Annotated in this window: 20 protein-coding genes; 16 read left to right on the top strand and 4 right to left on the bottom strand. The window is 75.2% G+C overall.

Features of this window, described 5'->3' with window-relative positions:
* Nucleotides 1–84: 84 nt before the first annotated feature.
* The gene (locus tag E4P41_RS18650) at nucleotides 85–336 is read right to left on the bottom strand and encodes a hypothetical protein (RefSeq protein WP_135142750.1); all 252 of its coding nucleotides are present in this window, start codon (nucleotides 334–336) and stop codon (nucleotides 85–87) included.
* 141 nt (nucleotides 337–477) lie between these two features.
* Between E4P41_RS18650 and E4P41_RS18645 the strand changes: the two genes are divergently transcribed.
* From E4P41_RS18645 to E4P41_RS18635, 3 genes are all read left to right on the top strand, one after another.
* The gene (locus E4P41_RS18645; RefSeq protein WP_135142749.1) at nucleotides 478–1,317 is read left to right on the top strand and encodes a putative protein N(5)-glutamine methyltransferase; all 840 of its coding nucleotides are present in this window, start codon (nucleotides 478–480) and stop codon (nucleotides 1,315–1,317) included.
* Between the two features lie 103 nt (nucleotides 1,318–1,420).
* Nucleotides 1,421–1,954, top strand: coding sequence for a universal stress protein (locus tag E4P41_RS18640; protein WP_135142748.1), 534 nt, complete (start codon nucleotides 1,421–1,423; stop codon nucleotides 1,952–1,954).
* A gap of 59 nt (nucleotides 1,955–2,013) precedes the next feature.
* Complete coding sequence (locus tag E4P41_RS18635) at nucleotides 2,014–3,669, top strand: GAF domain-containing protein (protein WP_135142747.1); 1,656 nt, start codon at nucleotides 2,014–2,016, stop codon at nucleotides 3,667–3,669.
* Between the two features lie 9 nt (nucleotides 3,670–3,678).
* On the opposite strand, the gene E4P41_RS18630 is transcribed toward E4P41_RS18635, so the two are convergent.
* The 3 genes from E4P41_RS18630 to E4P41_RS18620 all read right to left on the bottom strand — a co-directional run bounded on the left by E4P41_RS18630 (nucleotide 3,679) and on the right by E4P41_RS18620 (nucleotide 6,318).
* Complete coding sequence (locus E4P41_RS18630) at nucleotides 3,679–4,335, bottom strand: response regulator transcription factor (protein ID WP_135142746.1); 657 nt, start codon at nucleotides 4,333–4,335, stop codon at nucleotides 3,679–3,681.
* A gap of 167 nt (nucleotides 4,336–4,502) precedes the next feature.
* Nucleotides 4,503–5,537, bottom strand: coding sequence for a type III polyketide synthase (locus E4P41_RS18625; RefSeq protein ID WP_135142745.1), 1,035 nt, complete (start codon nucleotides 5,535–5,537; stop codon nucleotides 4,503–4,505).
* A 79-nt stretch (nucleotides 5,538–5,616) separates the two neighbouring features.
* Complete coding sequence (locus E4P41_RS18620) at nucleotides 5,617–6,318, bottom strand: methyltransferase domain-containing protein (protein ID WP_135142744.1); 702 nt, start codon at nucleotides 6,316–6,318, stop codon at nucleotides 5,617–5,619.
* Nucleotides 6,319–6,572: 254 nt separating this feature from the next.
* On the opposite strand from E4P41_RS18620, the gene E4P41_RS18615 reads away from it, so the two are divergent.
* The 13 genes from E4P41_RS18615 to E4P41_RS18565 all read left to right on the top strand — a co-directional run.
* Entirely contained in the window at nucleotides 6,573–7,562 is a 990-nt protein-coding gene (locus E4P41_RS18615; protein WP_135142743.1) for a ribokinase, read from the top strand.
* Nucleotides 7,559–7,705, top strand: coding sequence for a hypothetical protein (locus E4P41_RS22360; protein WP_167761173.1), 147 nt, complete (start codon nucleotides 7,559–7,561; stop codon nucleotides 7,703–7,705). Before E4P41_RS18615 ends, E4P41_RS22360 begins: the two co-directional genes overlap by 4 nt.
* Nucleotides 7,706–8,197: 492 nt before the next feature.
* Nucleotides 8,198–8,824 (top strand): TetR/AcrR family transcriptional regulator, encoded by a 627-nt coding sequence (locus E4P41_RS18610; protein ID WP_135142742.1) that lies wholly within the window; start codon nucleotides 8,198–8,200, stop codon nucleotides 8,822–8,824.
* A gap of 144 nt (nucleotides 8,825–8,968) precedes the next feature.
* Nucleotides 8,969–9,400 (top strand): hypothetical protein, encoded by a 432-nt coding sequence (locus E4P41_RS18605; protein ID WP_135142741.1) that lies wholly within the window; start codon nucleotides 8,969–8,971, stop codon nucleotides 9,398–9,400.
* A gap of 106 nt (nucleotides 9,401–9,506) precedes the next feature.
* Nucleotides 9,507–9,671 carry a hypothetical protein gene (locus E4P41_RS22355; RefSeq protein ID WP_167761172.1) on the top strand — a complete coding sequence of 55 codons (165 nt, stop codon included), beginning with the start codon at nucleotides 9,507–9,509 and terminating at the stop codon, nucleotides 9,669–9,671.
* 37 nt (nucleotides 9,672–9,708) lie between these two features.
* Nucleotides 9,709–10,077, top strand: a complete 369-nt coding sequence (locus E4P41_RS18600) for a LapA family protein (protein WP_135142740.1) — start codon at nucleotides 9,709–9,711, stop codon at nucleotides 10,075–10,077.
* 169 nt (nucleotides 10,078–10,246) lie between these two features.
* Nucleotides 10,247–12,091, top strand: coding sequence for an acyl-CoA dehydrogenase (locus tag E4P41_RS18595; RefSeq protein WP_135142739.1), 1,845 nt, complete (start codon nucleotides 10,247–10,249; stop codon nucleotides 12,089–12,091).
* A gap of 104 nt (nucleotides 12,092–12,195) precedes the next feature.
* Nucleotides 12,196–12,444 (top strand): type II toxin-antitoxin system prevent-host-death family antitoxin, encoded by a 249-nt coding sequence (locus E4P41_RS18590; RefSeq protein WP_135142738.1) that lies wholly within the window; start codon nucleotides 12,196–12,198, stop codon nucleotides 12,442–12,444.
* Complete coding sequence (locus E4P41_RS18585; RefSeq protein ID WP_135142737.1) at nucleotides 12,441–12,833, top strand: type II toxin-antitoxin system VapC family toxin; 393 nt, start codon at nucleotides 12,441–12,443, stop codon at nucleotides 12,831–12,833. Before E4P41_RS18590 ends, E4P41_RS18585 begins: the two co-directional genes overlap by 4 nt.
* Nucleotides 12,834–12,904: 71 nt before the next feature.
* Nucleotides 12,905–13,120: a hypothetical protein gene (locus E4P41_RS18580; protein ID WP_135142736.1), complete on the top strand. Its 216-nt coding sequence runs from the start codon at nucleotides 12,905–12,907 to the stop codon at nucleotides 13,118–13,120.
* 34 nt (nucleotides 13,121–13,154) lie between these two features.
* Nucleotides 13,155–13,325 (top strand): hypothetical protein, encoded by a 171-nt coding sequence (locus tag E4P41_RS22350; protein ID WP_167761171.1) that lies wholly within the window; start codon nucleotides 13,155–13,157, stop codon nucleotides 13,323–13,325.
* Nucleotides 13,326–13,753: 428 nt separating this feature from the next.
* Entirely contained in the window at nucleotides 13,754–14,509 is a 756-nt protein-coding gene (locus tag E4P41_RS18570; protein WP_135142735.1) for a 3-hydroxybutyrate dehydrogenase, read from the top strand.
* Nucleotides 14,510–14,637: 128 nt separating this feature from the next.
* On the top strand, nucleotides 14,638–16,035 hold a 1,398-nt coding region (locus tag E4P41_RS18565), incomplete at its 3' end, for a GAF domain-containing protein (protein ID WP_135142734.1).

Raw genomic sequence — 16,035 nt, 5'->3', positions numbered from 1 at the left:
CGGGCCGCGCCGGCTCCGCGCCCGGCCGACCCGGCCGCCGGGGAACCGCTGCCCCGTCCCGTCGCCGGCGCCTGACCCGGGGCGCTACAGCCGGTCGGGGTCCGGCGCCGGCCGGGCGGCCTCCTCGACGACCTGCGGACGGTCGGCGGACCCGCTCTCCGAGACGGCGGAGCCGCATCGCGCGACCGAGAAGAAGACCGCCAGCACGACGGCCACTCCGGCGAGGACGACCCCGGAGACCAGGAGCCTCCCCCGCCGTCCCCGGGCGGTGGACTCGTCCCCATCGGGACGGTCCCCGGGCCGCTCGCCGCGGGATCGAGGGTCGGATGGCGGCATGGTCGGCTCCCGTGTCGATCGGTCGCGTACTGCTGGCGCACCGGTCCCCTGCCCCGGAGACGGGGCGGTCATGCACGGGGCGGCCGTGCAGGCGCTGCGTACCCTGCCGGGCAGCCGACGCCGGAGGAGGTCCCGCAGCCCGTGCGACCGCCGCTGGACGACCTCCCACTGGATGACGAGGCGCCCGTCGCCGCGCGGCTGCGCGCGGCCGGGTGCGTCTTCGCCGAGGAGGAGGCGGCCGCGCTGCTGGCCGCGGCGACCGGCCCCGGGCATCTCGCGGCGCTGGTCGACCGGCGGGTGACCGGCGAGCCCCTGGAACTCGTCCTCGGCTGGGCGGAGTTCTGCGGCCTGCGCATCGCGGTGGAGCCGGGCGTCTTCGTGCCGCGGCAGCGCACCGCTGTCCTCGTCGAGCGGGCCGTCGCCCTGCTGCGGGACGCCCGCCGGCCCCCGGTGGTGGTCGACCTGTGCTGCGGCTCCGGGGCGGTGGGGCTGGCCGTGGCCGCCACCGTCGGCGCGGTCGAGCTGCACGCGGCGGACGCCGACCCGCGCGCCGTCCGCTGCGCCCGGCGCAACCTCCGGCCGGTCGGTGGCCGGGTGCACCAGGGCGACCTCTACGCCGCGCTGCCGGCGGGGCTGCGCGGCCGGGTCGACCTGCTGGCGGCCAACGCCCCCTACGTGCCGACCGCGGCGGTCGCGCTCCTGCCGCCCGAGGCCCGGGAGCACGAACCCCGCGCCGCCCTGGACGGCGGCCCCGACGGCACCGACCTCCAGCGCCGGGTCGCGGCCGGGGCGCTGCGCTGGCTGGCTCCCGGCGGGACCCTGCTGGTGGAGACCGGCGCACCCCAGGCACCGCGCACCGCGGCCGCGGTCGCCGCCGGGGGACTGCGGACGGTGGTGGTCCGGGACGAGGAGCGGGACGCGACCGTCGTCGTCGGGACGGCACCCGCGGCACCGTGTCCGGACGTTCACGGTCCGCTGTGACACACGCAGTGATCATTCGGCACGAATCAGTCATGCGCTGACCTGGTGCGACGCGGGTCCTTGGTCCCTGCCGCCCCCCGCCGCCGCGGTCCACGATCCCACCATGAGCGACGCGGACCGGTGCAGCGACGAGTCGGTGGAGGGCCGGCCGGGCTCGTCGACGGCCGGCCACCCGATCGGCGAGGACGCGGCGGGCCGTTCCCGCGTCGAGCCGATGCGGCTCGCCCCCCTGCTGCCGCGGCGGCAGAACCCGTGGCTGCTCGTCGACGTCGACGGCTCGCCGTCCTCGCACGGGGCCCTGGTGTGGGCGCTGCGCGAGGCCGCGCGCCGGGAGGCCACCGTGGTCGCCGTCTGCGTGATCGACGACGACGGCGACGCGCCGGCCGGCCTCCCCCGCCTCGCGCGGCGTGGGAGCACGGCCGTCCTGGACCGGCTCGAGGCACAGGTGCTCCGGGCCATCGCCGAGACCGGCGTCGTCGGCCGGGTCCGCACCGCCGTGCTCGAGCGCCCGGTGTTCGAGGCGCTGAGCAGCGCGGCACGAGGGGCCGACCTCGTGGTGGTCAGCGGCCGGGGCAAGACCCTGCTGCGCCCCGCCGTCCCCCGGCAGCCGGCCCGCCGCCTGGTTCGCGGCGCCTGACGGAGCCCGGAATCGCCACGCCACCGCCCCTCCTCCCGGAGGACTTCGACCGCCGGGCCGTGACCCCGCCCGGCACCGGGTCTGCCGACCTGCCGTCGGCCGAGGTCACTGTCCCCGGCAGCCGGGCCACCACGCTCAGCGAGCAGGTCGACGCGACCCTGCACGAGGTCGTGCACGCCGCCGTCGAGCACACCGGGGCGACCTACGGCGCGCTGGGCGTGGTCGACGACGAGGGCACCGGCTTCGAGCGCTTCGTCGTCGTCGGCATGGACGCCGCCGTCCGGGAACGGATCGGCCGGCTGCCCGTCGGCGCCGGCGTCCTCGGCCTGCTGCTGGAGCGGCCCGCCCCGCTGCGGCTGGACGACCTCACCCGGCACCCGCAGGCGGTCGGCTTCCCGCCCGGCCACCCGCCGATGCACTCGTTCCTCGGGGTACCGGTCCGGGTCCGGAACGCCGTCTTCGGCCATCTCTACCTGACCGTCAAGCGCGGCGGCGGCCCGTTCACCGCGGCGGACGAGGCGGCGGCGACCGCGCTGGCCGCCGCCGCCGGGATGGCGATCGCCAACGCCGAACTGGTCGAGCGCGCCGAGCACCGGCGCGCGTGGGCCCAGGCCGGCACCGACATCGCCACCGCCCTGCTCTCGGGCGCCGACCCCGACACCGTGCTGCGCTCGATCGGCGAGCGGGTGGCCGGCCTGGCCTCGGCGGACGCCGCCGGTGTGCTGGTGCCCAGCGGGGACGAGGACGCGCTGACCGTCGTGGTCGCGGTCGGGCTCGACGAGGGGGACGTCGGGGGCGTGCGCCTGCCGATGGTCGACAGCCAGCTGGGGGTGGCGCACCGGACCGGCGTCCCGCGGCTCGTCCCGGACGCCGGGACCGCCACGCCGGGAGGCCAGCGGGCCCCCGTGCTCGGCGAGCTGACCCGCCGGTTCGGCCCCACGCTGATCATCCCGCTGGGCGGGCGCCCGGCGCTCGGCACGGTCGTGGCGATGCGGCTGCGCGGCCGGGAGCCGTTCGAGCCGGACACGCTCGAGCTCGCCGGGGCGTTCGCCGCGCAGGCGTCGGTCGCCCTCGAGCTGGCCCGCAGCCAGCAGCGGGAACGGCGCTTGCAGGTGCAGGCCGACCGTGACCGGATCGCCCGGGACCTGCACGACCACGTCGTCCAGCGAATCTTCGCCACCGGCCTGGCCCTGGACCGGATCAGCCGCTCGCTGGAGGAGGACCACCCCGAGGCGGCCGCCCGCCTGGCCGAGCGCGTCGACGAGCTGGACGGGACCATCGCCCGCATCCGCTCGTCGATCTTCGAGCTGCACGAGGCCGACGACGCCTCGCCCGACGCCGTCCGCGCCCGCATCGTCGACGTCGTCCGCTCGATCACCGGCGGGCAGGGCCTGCGCCCCGACGTGCGGCTGCGCGGCGACGCCGACGACCTGCCACCGGTGCTCCTGCCCGACGTGGTCGCCGTCGTCCGTGAGCTGGTCACCAACGTGGTGAAGCACGCGCAGGCCACCCGCGTGACGGTCACGGTCACCGTCGACGCCGAGGTGTGCGTCGTCGTCACCGACAACGGGGTCGGGCTGCCCACCGTCGGCGTGCGCAGCGGGCTGACCAACCTGGCCGACCGCGCCGAGCGCCACGGCGGCCGGCTGACCACGTCCGCCGGCCCGTCGGGGACCCAGATCCGCTGGTGCGTACCCCTGCCGCGGCGGAACTGAAGCGCCGGGTCAGTCGGGGCGGCCGCGCAGCTCGGTGGCGAGGATCGCGGCCTGGGTCCGGCGCTCGAGCCCCAGCTTGGCCAGCAGGTGGCTGGTGTAGTTCTTCACCGTCTTCTCCGCCAGCCCCATCCGGGTGCCGATCTGCCGGTTGGTCAACCCCTCCCCGATGAGCCGCAGCACCGTCCGCTCCTGCTCGGTGAGCACGGCCAGCCGGCGGTCGCGCTCCGCCGGGCGGCGGCGCGTCGCCGAGGTCTGGATCCCGGCGTCCTGGGTGAACAGCATCCCGCCCCCGGCGACGGTCCGGACGGCGGAGACCAGCGCCGAGCCGCGCACCTGCTTGAGCAGGTAGCCCGATGCACCGGCGGCGACCGCGGCCGCCATCGCCTCCTCGTCTGGGAAGCTGGTGAGGACCAGGCAGCGCAGCCCCGGCACCCGCTCGCGCAGCTTCCGGCAGACGTCCGCACCGTCCCCGTCCGGGAGGCGCATGTCGACGACGGTGACGTCCGGCCGCACCGCCGGTACCCGGGCCAGCGCCTCGGCGACCGAGCCGGCCTCCCCCACGACGCTGATCACGGCGTCCTCCTCGAGGACCTCGGCCACACCTCGCCGGACGACCTCGTGGTCGTCGACGAGGAACACGCGTATGGCAGCGCCGTCCAGTCCCACGGGAACAACCCCCCTCCGGAGAGTGACCCACGTCACTCAGCGTAGGGGCTGCGGGGTGCGGCCACCAGCGGCCCCCTCCAGGGCACCGCCGGCCCCGTCCCGGGCACCGCCGGCCCTGCAGGTCCCGCCGCGAGCCTGCGAGCGGTGGGAGGCAGGCGGGTCCTTCTTCAGACCGGCAGCAGCAGCGCCGCGTAGAGGGTCAGCCCGGGCCCGAACGCCATGGCGACGACGGGGCCGTCGACGTCGGCGAGCTCCTCCAGGACCAGGAGCACCGTCGCCGAGGAGCAGTTGCCGTGCTCGGCCAGCACGTGGCGGGACGCGGCCAGCTGGGCCTCGGGCAGCCCGAGCTCGTCGCGGACGACGTCGAGGATCCGCGGCCCGCCGGGATGCACGGCCCAGCCCGCGACGTCCTCCGCACGCAGCCCGGCACCGGCCAGCAGCTCGTCGACGACCTCACCGACGTGCCGCGACAGCACGTCCGGCACCCGCGGGGACAGGCCCATGCGGAAGCCGAGGTCGGTGACGTCCCAGGTCATGTGGTCGGCGGTGGAGGCGTCGGTGCGGGCCACCACCCCGGCCAGCCGCCGACCCTGGCCCCGCCCCGCCCGCCCGGGCTCGAGGACGACGGCGGCCGCGGCGTCGGAGAACAGCGCATGCGCGACGACCTGGTCCAGTTCCCGCACCGGCGGCTGGACGTGCAGGCTGGTCAGCTCGCAGCACAGCAGCACCGCCGGGCGGGACCGGGCCGTCACGTAGTCCCCCACGGCGGCCAGGCCCGGGATCGCGGCGTAACAGCCCATGTGGCCGACCAGCAGCCGCTGCAGCCCCGGCGGCATGCCCAGGTCGCTGGCCAGCCGGATGTCCAGCCCGGGGGTGGCGTACCCGGTGCAGGTGGCGACGGCGAACAGGCCGACGTCCCCGGGCGCGAGGCCCGCGTCGTCCAGCGCGTCGGCGACGGCCTGCTTGCCCAACGGCAGTGCCTCCTCGACGTAGCGCTGCATCCGCGCACCGGTGCTCCAGCGGCTGAGGTCCTCGTCCATCGGGTTGGCCACCGCGTGCCGGCGGCGCACGCCGGAGGAGGCGAAGATCCGCCGCGCCGAGCGGATGTCGGCGTAGTGGTCGGCGAAGAAGCCGTCCCACGCCGCGTCCTGGTCGATCGTCGTCGGCAGCGCGCGCCCGGCGCCGGTCAGGACCGCGCTCATCGGCATCCCCGGCGGGCGCTCGGCGTCATGCTCCCGACCGTACGGGCGCCCGGCGCCTCGCGCCGCCCCACCTCCGCCCTCACCTCCGTCGCCCGTACCCGGCGAAGACGACGGCGGTGGACCGGAAAGGCTTCATCCGCACCGTGTCCCGCCGGCCCAGCCGCCAGGCCAGCGCGTCGCGCATCGACGGGCGCAGCCCGACCAGCCGGAGGTCCAGGCCGAGCTCGTCGGCGGCGGCGAGCAGACGGGCACGGTCGACGAAGAGCGCTGGGTCGTGGATGCCCGGGGGCGGGCCGCCGGGCAGCCGCTCGGCGACGGTCACCATGAGGAACCGCCCGATCCGGGTGGCCGCGAGCGCGTCGATCACCAGCGTGCCGCCGGGACGCAGCAGGCGGGCGCACTCGGCGAGCACCGCGACGTCGTCCTCGACGTGCTCGAGGATCTCGCCCGCGACGACCACGTCGGCACACCGGTCGGCCAGCGGGACGGCGAGCACCGACCCACGCACCGCCAGGACGCCGTGGTCGCGGGCGACCCGCAGGCCCTGCTCGCCCAGGTCGACGCCGACGTGGCGGTAGCCGAGGCGGGCGGCGTGCGGGGCCATGAGACCTCCGCCGCAGGCCAGGTCGACGAGCACCGCGCCCGGGGCCGGGGCGGGCGGGATGTGCTCGCCGCGCGAAGCGGCCAGCCAGTGCAGTGCGGCGAAACCGCCGGAGACCTGCCACCACTGGTCGGCCAGGTCGTCGTACTGGGCGGGGTCGTTGCGGCGCAGCGCGGCCATGCGGGTCCAGCCCCTTCCCGAGCGGGTCGTGCCCCCAGTCCACCAGTGAGCGTCGACACCGGAGGTCCCGACGTCCTCCTGGCCCACCGACCACGACTCGTCGGACGCCGTGCGTGCCGGACGCCGTGTCGGGCCCTCCACCCGCCGTACCGAGGGTGGAGGTCGCGGAAACCGGTCGACGTGGCCGGGCGTCCTACTGAACCGGCGACGCCGGCGCGCCGACCGCTGCTGCCGGGTCTGGTAGAGCTGCACGCATGAGCGTCACCGTCGTCGGCAGCCTCAACGAGGACGTGCTGGTCCGCGTGAGTCGGCTGCCCGGCCGCGGCGAGACCGTGGTCGGCCGGGAGATCGTGCTGGCACCGGGCGGGAAGGGCGCCAACCAGGCGGCGGCCGCCGGCCGGCTCGGGAACGGGGTCGCCATGGTCGGTCGGGTGGGCGCCGACCCGGCCGCGGAGCGACAGCTGGCGGCACTCTCCGCGGCCGGCGTCGACGTGGCCCACGTGCACCGGACGCCCGGTGCACCCACCGGCACCGCAACCATCCCGGTCGAGGACGGCAGCGGCGAGAACCTCATCGTCGTCGTCCCCGGCGCCAACGCCGAGCTGCGGCCGGAGGACGTCGACGTCGCGGCCGTGCACCGGGCACGGGTGGTGCTGCTCCAACTGGAGGTGCCGCTGGCGACCGTGCAGGCCGCGGCGGCGGCTGCCGGCGGCACCGTCGTCCTCACCCCCGCGCCGCCGCAGCCGCTGCCGGCCGGGCTGCTCGCACGGGTCGACGTGCTGGTGCCCAACGAACACGAGCTGCTGCAGCTGGCCGGGGCGGCGCCCGGCGAGCGGACACCCGGGGAACTGGCCCGGCTGGCCCGCACCCTGACGGCCCGCACGGTGGTGGTCACCCTCGGCGCGCGCGGCGCCCTGCTCGTGCCCGACGACGGTCCGGCGCTGCTGCAGCCGCCGCCCGCCGTGGAGTCCGTGGACACCACCGGCGCCGGCGACGCGTTCTGCGGAGCCCTCGCCACCGCCCTCGCCGCCGGGACGGCCCGGGCAGAGGCGGTGGCGACGGCGGTGACGGCCGCCGCGCTGTCGACCACCGGTCCCGGCGCCCGCGGGGCGCTGCCCGACGCCGCCGCGGTCGCCGGGGCGCGGCCTTCCCTCCCACCCACCGTCCCGGTGGACGGATGGTTGACCGGGCGGCCGTCCGGGCACGAGCCTGACCAGCCGACGAACGAGGAGAACCCGCGATGACCGAACCGGAACGCCCGCCCCGCACCGCCGAGCGCGCCGAGGGCGACCCGCCCGGCGAGGAGCCGACCAGCGGCCGCACTCCGCGCACCGAGGAGCCCGCCGAGGGCGGGGACGTCCCCGTGGACGGCGCCGACACCCCCTGACGCTCCCGTGCGGACGCAGCCGGACGGCGGGACCTGCGCCCGGACGGCGTCCCGGAGAGTGACGCATCTCTCCCGGTCTCGGCCACAACTTCACCGGTGAGGGGCTGTTTCGTCGCCCGGAACACGGGGGACGCTGGCTCCATGGAGAACACCCAGCAGCACCCCCGAGTAGGCGACGAGTCGCAGAGCCGCCAGGCCTCCACCGCGCCCCTGTCGCGACTGCTGGCCAACCCCCGCCGGGTGCGCCGGGCCTGAAGACGGCCCCCTCCCGGGACGAGGATCCGTCCCGCATCCCTCCGCAGGCTCGGGAGCCCCAGAGGGGGCTGGCTCGAGGATGCCGAGAAGGGGGGCGGACGTGGGTCACGGATCGTCACACCGGCCCCACTCGTCGCGGTCAGCCCGGGTGCAACTCGTCACTCACCGCAACCACCTGTCGGTCGACCCCGGCGTGCCGCGAACTGCTCCGTCACGCCCTGGTGCAGCATCGCCGACGTGACCGCAGCCGCCATCCCTCTCGCTGCCGACGATGCCTCGGCCCCCGTCCGCCGGAGCCGGGCCGAGCGGCAGGCCATCGTCCTGGACACCGCGGAGCGGCTGTTCGCCACCCGCAGCTCGCGCAGCGTGGGGATGGACGAGCTGGTCCGGGAGACGGGCCTCGGCAAGATGACGGTGTACCGGCTCTTCAAGAGCAAGGACGACCTCGTCGGCGCCTACCTCACCCGCAAGGCAGCCACCGAGCTGAGCCGTATCGACGCCGAGCTCGAGCGCCTCGAGGGTGACCCACGGGCGGCACTGCTGTCGGTCGTCGACATCGTGGAACGCGACGTGACCCGGGCCGGCTTCCGCGGGTGCCCGTTCACCAACGTCAGCAGCGAGTACGACGACCCTGAGCACCCGGCCCGCAGCGCCGCCGCCGACTACAAGTTCGAGCTGCACGCCCGCCTGGAGCGGCTGGCCGATCAGGTCGTCCCGGGCACCGGTGAGGACCTCGCCGCGCAGATCCACCTGATCATCGACGGGATGCACCTCTCCGGCGGCCTGCTGGGCCCCGACGGCCCGGCCGTGCACGGCCGCAGGCTGGCCGAGCGGCTGATCGAGGCCGCTGTGGCGGCCCGCTGAGTCGTCGGCGGTCCTCCGGACCGCACCGCGGCCTGCCGTCCCCAGCTGCGGAAGCCGACCCGCCACCACCCCTCGGGGACCCTCCGGCCCCGGTCCCCCGCGGCTCCCCGGGCGGGGCGGCGGAGGCCACCGCAGGATGGGCCGGTGAGCACCGACCGCAGCCGGCCCGACCTCGACGACACCACCGTGGAGGGCCTCGGCAAGCTCTCCGAGGCCCTCGAGACCGTCGAGCAGGCCCGCGGCCAGCTCTACGGCTTCCACCAGCACTCCGGCAAGGCCGACCTGCTGCTGCAGGACGCCGTCGACCTCTTCCGCGAGGCCGGGCACACCCGGCTCGCCGACGACCTGGAGCGCGACCTGGTCGGCCGCAACGTCATCGCCGACCGGTGGACCTTCCAGATCGTCGAGGACTACGACGCCACCTACTGGTCGGTCTTCCGGGCCTTCGACGAGCGCGCACGCACCGAGCTCGCCGCCGGCGACCGGCACGTCCAGGAGGCCCGGATGAAGCAGCGCGAGCGCACGAGGGGCCATCCGCGCCAGGAAGCGGGCCCCGCGCTGGACGGCACAGCGTGATCAACACCGGTCCGGCGGGGTCTGGCGGCCGTCGAGGCCCCGCTGGACCGGGGGTGGTCACCGGGGTGCGGTCGCCGTCCGGACGGCGTCACCGCACACTCGGTTCATGACGATGCCCGAGCCGGACGAGCCCCGAGACGCCCAGCCCCTCGGCAGCGAGGTCGCGCCGCCCGGCGACCCGGAGTCCCAGGGCGGCACCGACGGCCCCGCCGACGGCGTGGCCGGGCCGAGCTACCCGCCGGCCGAGACCGAGCCGGACGCGAACCGCTGACCGTGCGCGGGACGGCGCAGGGCACCAGACTCGACCCGTGACCGCTCCCGGCTCCGATCCCCTGCGCACCTCCCCGGGCACCACCGGCCCGTCGACCCCCGGCGCGCCAGGCCGGCCGGCGGCCCCGCCCCCGACGTCCACACCGGGGACCACGACCTCCGAGAAGCCCCGCGAACGGCACCGCGGCCGCACCATCGGTCGCACCCTCGCCCTGGCGCTGCTCCTCTTCGTGACCGTCGTCCTCGTGCTGTTCGTCGTCTACAACACCCAGACGGTCGCGATCAGCCTCGTGTTCGCCAACGTGCAGGGCCCGCTGGTCGTCGCACTCCTCATCGCGGCGGCCCTGGGCGGGCTGCTGGTCTGGCTGGCCAGCCTCGTCCTGAGAGCCCGCCGCCGCAAGCGCTGACCGACCGCACCGACGAGGCTCGCGACCGCGCCGGTCGCCAGCCCCGTCGCGCTCCCGGCCCCGTCGGGTGAGGCGGCGCTTGCCCGGGTTACCGGCCGGTAATACGGTTTGTTACCGGCGGGTAAGGACCCGTCGGTACCGGGCACGCAGCACGTCGGGAGCCACGCGCATGAGCCACTACACCGCGAACCTGCGGGATCTCGAGTTCAACCTCTTCGAGTTCCTGGACACCAAGGACAGGTTCGGCACCGGGCCGTTCGCCCAGATGGACGCCGAGACCGCGCGCGGTGTGCTGGCCGAGGTCCGCCGGCTGGCCGAGGGCCCGATCGCCGCGTCCTTCACCGACGCCGACCGCAACCCGCCGGTGTTCGACCCCGTCACGAACTCGGTCACGCTCCCCGAGAGCTTCAAGCGGTCGGTGCGCGCCATCGAGGACGGCGGGTGGTTCTCACTCGACCTGCCCGAGCACCTCGGCGGCTTCGGCGCCCCGCACGCCTTGACCTGGGCGGCCTTCGAGATGGTGCTCGGCGCCAACCCCGCCGTCTTCATGTACGGCTCGTGGGCGGCCTTCGCCGCGATCCTCGACGAGCTGGGCACTCCGGACCAGAAGCGGCTGGCCGCGCTCATGCTCGAGCACAAGTGGGGCGCCACCATGGTGCTCACCGAGCCCGACGCCGGCTCCGACGTCGGCGCCGGCCGGACCAGGGCCGTGCGGCAGGACGACGGCTCGTGGCACATCACCGGCGTCAAGCGGTTCATCACCTCGGCCGAGCACGACCTGTCCGACAACATCGTCCACCTGGTGCTGGCCCGCCCCGAGGGCGCGGGGCCGGGCACCAAGGGACTGTCGCTGTTCGTCGTCCCCAAGTTCCACGTCGACCTGGAGTCCGGTGCGCTCGGCGAGCGCAACGGCGTCCACGTCACCAACGTCGAGAGGAAGATGGGCCTCAAGGTCTCCACGACCTGCGAGCTGACCTTCGGTGAAGGCTCCGTGCCGGCGAAGGGCTGGCTGGTCGGCGAGGTGCACGACGGCATCGCGCAGATGTTCGAGGTCATCGAGCACGCCCGGATGTTCGTGGGCGCCAAGGCGATCGCCACGCTGTCGGCCGGCTACCAGGTGGCCCTCGCCTATGCGAAGAACCGCGTGCAGGGCGCCGACCTCACCGCGACGTCCAAGGACGCCCCACGGGTGACCATCACCTCCCACCCCGACGTGCGCCGCTCGCTGATGCTGCAGAAGTCCTACGCCGAAGGCATGCGGGCCCTCTACCTGTGGACGGCGACCTTCCGCGATCAGGTCACCGAGGCCGAGGCCGCCGGCACCGCGGACAGCGAGGAGGCGCGGCTGGCCGCCCGGATCAACGACCTGCTGCTGCCGGTGGTCAAGGGCTTCGGCTCGGAGCGGGCCACCCAGCTGCTCACCGCCGAGTCGCTGCAGACCCTCGGCGGATCGGGCTACCTGCAGGACTACCCGATCGAGCAGTACATCCGCGACTCCAAGATCGACACCCTCTACGAGGGGACGACGGCGATCCAGGGCCAGGACTTCTTCTTCCGGAAGATCGCCAAGGACGGCGGCGTCGCGCTGACCTGGGTCGCCTCGCAGATCCAGGTCACGATCGACGCGGAGGCCGGCAACGGCCGGCTCAAGGAGGAGCGCGCCGCGCTGGCCACCGGGCTCGGCGAGGTCCAGGCCATGCTCACCGCGATGTTCGGCCACCTGGGCGGGGCGCAGGAGGACATGAGGGCGCTGTACAAGGTCGGCCAGAACACCAGCCGGCTGCTGCTGGCGACCGGCGACCTCATCACCGCCTGGCTGCTGGTGCGCCAGGCCGAGGTGGCGCTGGGCGCGCTGGCCGGTGAGGTCAGCGAGCGGGACCGGCACTTCTACGAGGGCAAGCTCGCCGCCGCCCGCTTCTTCACCGCCCAGGTGCTGCCGCGGCTGTCGTCGGAGCGAGCCATCGTGGAGAACACCGACAACGCGCTCATGGAGGTCGACGAGGCCGCCTTCTGAGCCTGCGCCCCGTCCGCGGCCGCCGTCCTGGCAGGAGGGACGGCGGCCGTCGTCGTGGTGGAGGAGACCTCGGGGTTGCTACGGTTGCTACGGAGGTGGACGAGATGACCCGTTCGATCCCACACCGGGAACTTCGCAACAACAGCGCTGCGGTGTTGCGTGCGGTGCAGGCCGGCGAGACGTTCGAGATCACCAACCACGGCGAGGTGGTGGCCCTGCTCGTCCCGCCGAACGGGACCCAGCCGCTGTCTATCCGCCCGGCCACACGCCGCGGAGGGTTCAGTGACCTGCGGGGAGTCCGCCTCGACCATCCGGTGCAGGACGACCTCGACTACCTGCGCGGGGAGCGGTGAGGGTCTACCTCGACGCATCCGCCGCATCCAAGCTGCTGATCGAGGAGGCGGAGTCGGCGCCCCTCAAGCGTGAGCTGGACGAGTGGACCGAGACCGGGGCCGCTACCGTCTCGTGCATCCTGCTGGAGACCGAACTGCGCCGCGTAGCCGTACGCAACGGCATCGACCAGTCAAAGGTCAACGATGTGCTGGCCGGTGTGGACCTGCTCGACCTCGACCGAGGCCTGTTCCGGACCGCAGGTCTGCTCCCCGGCCGACATCTGCGCAGCCTGGATGCTCTTCACGTCGCTGCGGCGGTCCGGCTGGCCGCCGACGTCTTCTTGTCCTATGACGACCGCCAGGCGGCCGCCGCGGAGGCCGCCGGGCTGCGGGTTCTCGCGCCGTCCTGACCGCCGGGCATGGACCGCCCGCCTCCCGGGCATGTCCTCGGGCGACCGCGGAGGACGCCAGGAGGGCCACGATGACCGACCCAGCGGGCAGTGACCGGATCCAGCAGGACATCCCCACCGCGTCGGGCAGCGGTGACAACAGCAGCACCGGCACCGGCTTCGACGACGTCCCCCTCACCCGGGAGGAGGCGGTCGAGCGCGACGCGGCCCAGGACGACGACCTGCCGGCGAAGGCCGAGAGCGACCCGGCGCGCGCCGAGCGCGGCGGCGCCGGCGGCACTCTGTGAACCGGCGGCACACCCACGACGTGAGGAGAGCGGCATGAGCGAACCCCAGCCGGCAGGCGGCGGGACCGGCCCGAGCGAGGACAACCTGGTCGACGGCGTGCCGGGCGAGGACCGGTCCGACGGTGGCGAGCGGGACGAGGTCACCCTCACCACCGACGACGACGCCCAGCGCGACGATGCGCCGGTGCAGCCCGGCAACTCCTGACGCCAGGCTCTCCGGCCCCTCCATGGCGCCGCCGAGCGTGCGAGGTGGCCCAGGAGGGGCTCCCGTCAGGTCCAGCTGTGCCGGCGCGCCGGCTCCACGGCGGCGTGTCGGTTCGGCGCACCGAGCCTCGTCGCCGCGGCCGAACAGGTGGTGGCGGACGGACGCCGGGGCCGGCCGGTCCTTCCGGCGCTCGGCCGATCCGGCGGCGTCCCTCCGACGCCATGTGGTCCGCCACCTGCGCGAACAGCGCCGTGACCACGGTCATGTGTCCGGCGACCATGCGAAACGGACGCCTCCTCCGTGACCGCGTGGGGATGGCGCCAGGCCGCATCGTGGACGACCGTGTGGGTCGGCACCACTCCGTGCCCCCGATGTGTGTGTGCCGGCGCCGTGTGGGCGGACAACGGGACGACCTACCGTTCGGCGACATGGCGGACTCAGGAACCCTCACCGGACGGCGGGCGCTCGTCACCGGCGGCGCCTCGGGCATCGGCCGGGCGTGCGCGGTGCGGTTGGCCGGGGCCGGCGCCGACGTGGTCGTCGTCGATCGGGACGCCGAGGGGGCCAAGGAGGTCGCGGCCTCGGTCGGCGGCACGGCGGTCGCCGTCGACCTGTCCGACCTCGACGCCGTCGACGCCCTGGACCTCGACGTCGACGTGCTGGTCAACAACGCCGGTCTGCAGCACGTGGCCCCGCTGCACGAGTTCCCGGTCGACCGCTTCTCGCTGATCCTGCGGCTGATGCTGGAGACACCGTTCCGGCTGGTCCGCAGCGCGCTGCCGCACATGTACGGCCGCGGCTGGGGCCGCATCGTCAACATCAGCTCGATCCACGGCGTACGCGCCTCGGCCTACAAGAGTGCCTACGTCACCGCGAAGCACGGCCTCGAGGGACTGTCGAAGGTCATCGCACTCGAGGGCGCCCCGCACGGGGTCACCTCCAACTGCGTAAACCCCGCCTACGTGCGCACCCCGCTGGTGGAGAACCAGATCGCCGACCAGGCGCGGGCGCATGGGATGTCCGAGGACGAGGTCGTGGAACGGGTCATGCTCGCCCCGGCCGCCGTCAGACGGCTGATCGAGCCCGAGGAGGTCGCCGAGGCGGTCGCCTATCTCTGCTCACCGGCGGCGGCCTCCATCACGGGCAGCTCGCTGGTCATGGACGGCGGGTGGAGCGCCCACTGATGAAGGAAACCCTGCCCCCCTTGAAGGACCCCCCTGCTCCCCACCACTCGCCGGCTCGCGGCGGGCCCCTGCAGGGGGGCCGGTCGACGCTCCCGGCCGGTGCCCGCAGGGGGCCGGCACCGGCGAGAATGCCGGTCGTGACCCGAGCGACCCCACCGCCCGCCGAGCGGGCACCGGTGCCCGGGCAGCTGGACGGCGCGGCGGAGTACTTCGCGCTCCTGCTGGAGGAGGCCGCGGCCATCGAGTTCGAGGGCCCGCTGGTCCGTGCGCGCGCGGCCGGCGCCGACAGCGCGACGCTCGCCGGGCTGGAGCGGGTGAAACTGCTGGCCCTGCAGGTGCGCGACGCCTTCGCCGCGCGGCGCCGCCGGGAGTCGGAGCTGGCCGCCCTGTTCGACACCGCCGGCGACCTCGCCTCGTTGCGCAGCGTCGACGACGTCCTCACCGCGATCGTCCGGCGGGCCCGACAGCTGCTGGGCACCGACGTCTCCTACCTGACGCTCAACGACGACGGCCGCGGCGACACCTACATGCGGGTGACGGACGGCTCCGTCTCGGCCCGGTTCCAGGCGCTGCGGCTGCCGATGGGTGCCGGGCTCGGCGGCCTCGTCGCGCAGACCGCCGCCCCGTACGCCACCGCCCGCTACTTCGCCGACCCGCGGTTCCAGCACACCGACGACATCAACGGCGGCGTCGCGGAGGAGGGGCTGGTCGCCATCCTCGGGGTGCCGCTGGTCCGGGGCTCCCGGGTGATCGGCGTGCTGTTCGCCGCCGACCGCAACGAGCGGCTCTTCGACCGGTCCGAGGTCTCGCTGCTCGGCTCCCTGGCCGCGCACGCGGCGATCGCGCTGGACAACGCCCGCCTGCTCGAGGAGACCCGGACTGCGCTGGAGGAGCTCTCGATGGCCACCCGGGAGCTGCGCGCCCACTCCGCGTCGGTGGAGCGGGCGGCGGGCGCCCACGACCGGTTCATCGACATCGTGCTGCGCGGCGGCGGGGTGGAGGACGTCGCGGCCGCGGTCACCGAGGTGCTCGGCGGGCGGATCACCATCCTCGACGAGCACGGCCGCGGGACGCCGTCCTCCGGGCCGGGCGCGGACGCCGACCTGCCGCCCGACCCGGCGGGGGCGCTCACGCTCGCCCGCTCCACCGGCCGGACGGTCCGCGACGGCAGCTGGTGGACCGCCGCGGTCACCGTGGGCGCCGAGCTGCTCGGCGGGCTGGTGCTGCACGGTGACGACGAGCTCTCCGACTCCGACCAGCGCATCCTCGAGCGCGCCGCACTGGTGACCGCTCTGCTGCTGCTCATCCGCCGCACCGCCAGCGAGGCCGAGGGCCGGGTGCGCGGCGAACTGCTGGAGGAGCTGCTCGGGCCGGCGCTCCGCGACCCGGACGGGCTGCGCGAGCGCGCCCGCCGGCTGGGTGCCGACCTCGACCGGCCGCACGCCGTCGTCGTCGTGCTGGTCGAGGAGCGCTGCCGGGGCCGGGCGCTGGCCGCGGCCACCCACCTGGCCGCCGTCCGCGGCGGG

The sequence above is a fragment of the Geodermatophilus sp. DF01-2 genome, from assembly GCF_004571065.1.
Taxonomy (GTDB): Bacteria; Actinomycetota; Actinomycetes; order Mycobacteriales; family Geodermatophilaceae; genus Geodermatophilus.
The sequence above is the reverse complement of the archived record's forward strand: the minus strand, read 5'-3'. Positions and strand labels throughout refer to the sequence as shown.

Excerpts from the sequence above, each read along its gene's own strand:
- E4P41_RS18640 (WP_135142748.1), top strand. The coding sequence starts at position 1,421 with ATGAGCGACGCGGACCGGTGCAGCGACGAGTCGGTGGAGGGCCGGCCG.
- E4P41_RS18595 (WP_135142739.1), top strand. The coding sequence starts at position 10,247 with ATGAGCCACTACACCGCGAACCTGCGGGATCTCGAGTTCAACCTCTTC.
- E4P41_RS22350 (WP_167761171.1), top strand. The coding sequence starts at position 13,155 with ATGAGCGAACCCCAGCCGGCAGGCGGCGGGACCGGCCCGAGCGAGGAC.
- E4P41_RS18650 (WP_135142750.1), bottom strand. The coding sequence starts at position 336 with ATGCCGCCATCCGACCCTCGATCCCGCGGCGAGCGGCCCGGGGACCGT.
- E4P41_RS22360 (WP_167761173.1), top strand. The coding sequence starts at position 7,559 with ATGACCGAACCGGAACGCCCGCCCCGCACCGCCGAGCGCGCCGAGGGC.
- E4P41_RS18570 (WP_135142735.1), top strand. The coding sequence starts at position 13,754 with ATGGCGGACTCAGGAACCCTCACCGGACGGCGGGCGCTCGTCACCGGC.
- E4P41_RS18625 (WP_135142745.1), bottom strand. The coding sequence starts at position 5,537 with ATGAGCGCGGTCCTGACCGGCGCCGGGCGCGCGCTGCCGACGACGATC.
- E4P41_RS18590 (WP_135142738.1), top strand. The coding sequence starts at position 12,196 with ATGACCCGTTCGATCCCACACCGGGAACTTCGCAACAACAGCGCTGCG.
- E4P41_RS18620 (WP_135142744.1), bottom strand. The coding sequence starts at position 6,318 with ATGGCCGCGCTGCGCCGCAACGACCCCGCCCAGTACGACGACCTGGCC.
- E4P41_RS18615 (WP_135142743.1), top strand. The coding sequence starts at position 6,573 with ATGAGCGTCACCGTCGTCGGCAGCCTCAACGAGGACGTGCTGGTCCGC.
- E4P41_RS18580 (WP_135142736.1), top strand. The coding sequence starts at position 12,905 with ATGACCGACCCAGCGGGCAGTGACCGGATCCAGCAGGACATCCCCACC.
- E4P41_RS22355 (WP_167761172.1), top strand. The coding sequence starts at position 9,507 with ATGACGATGCCCGAGCCGGACGAGCCCCGAGACGCCCAGCCCCTCGGC.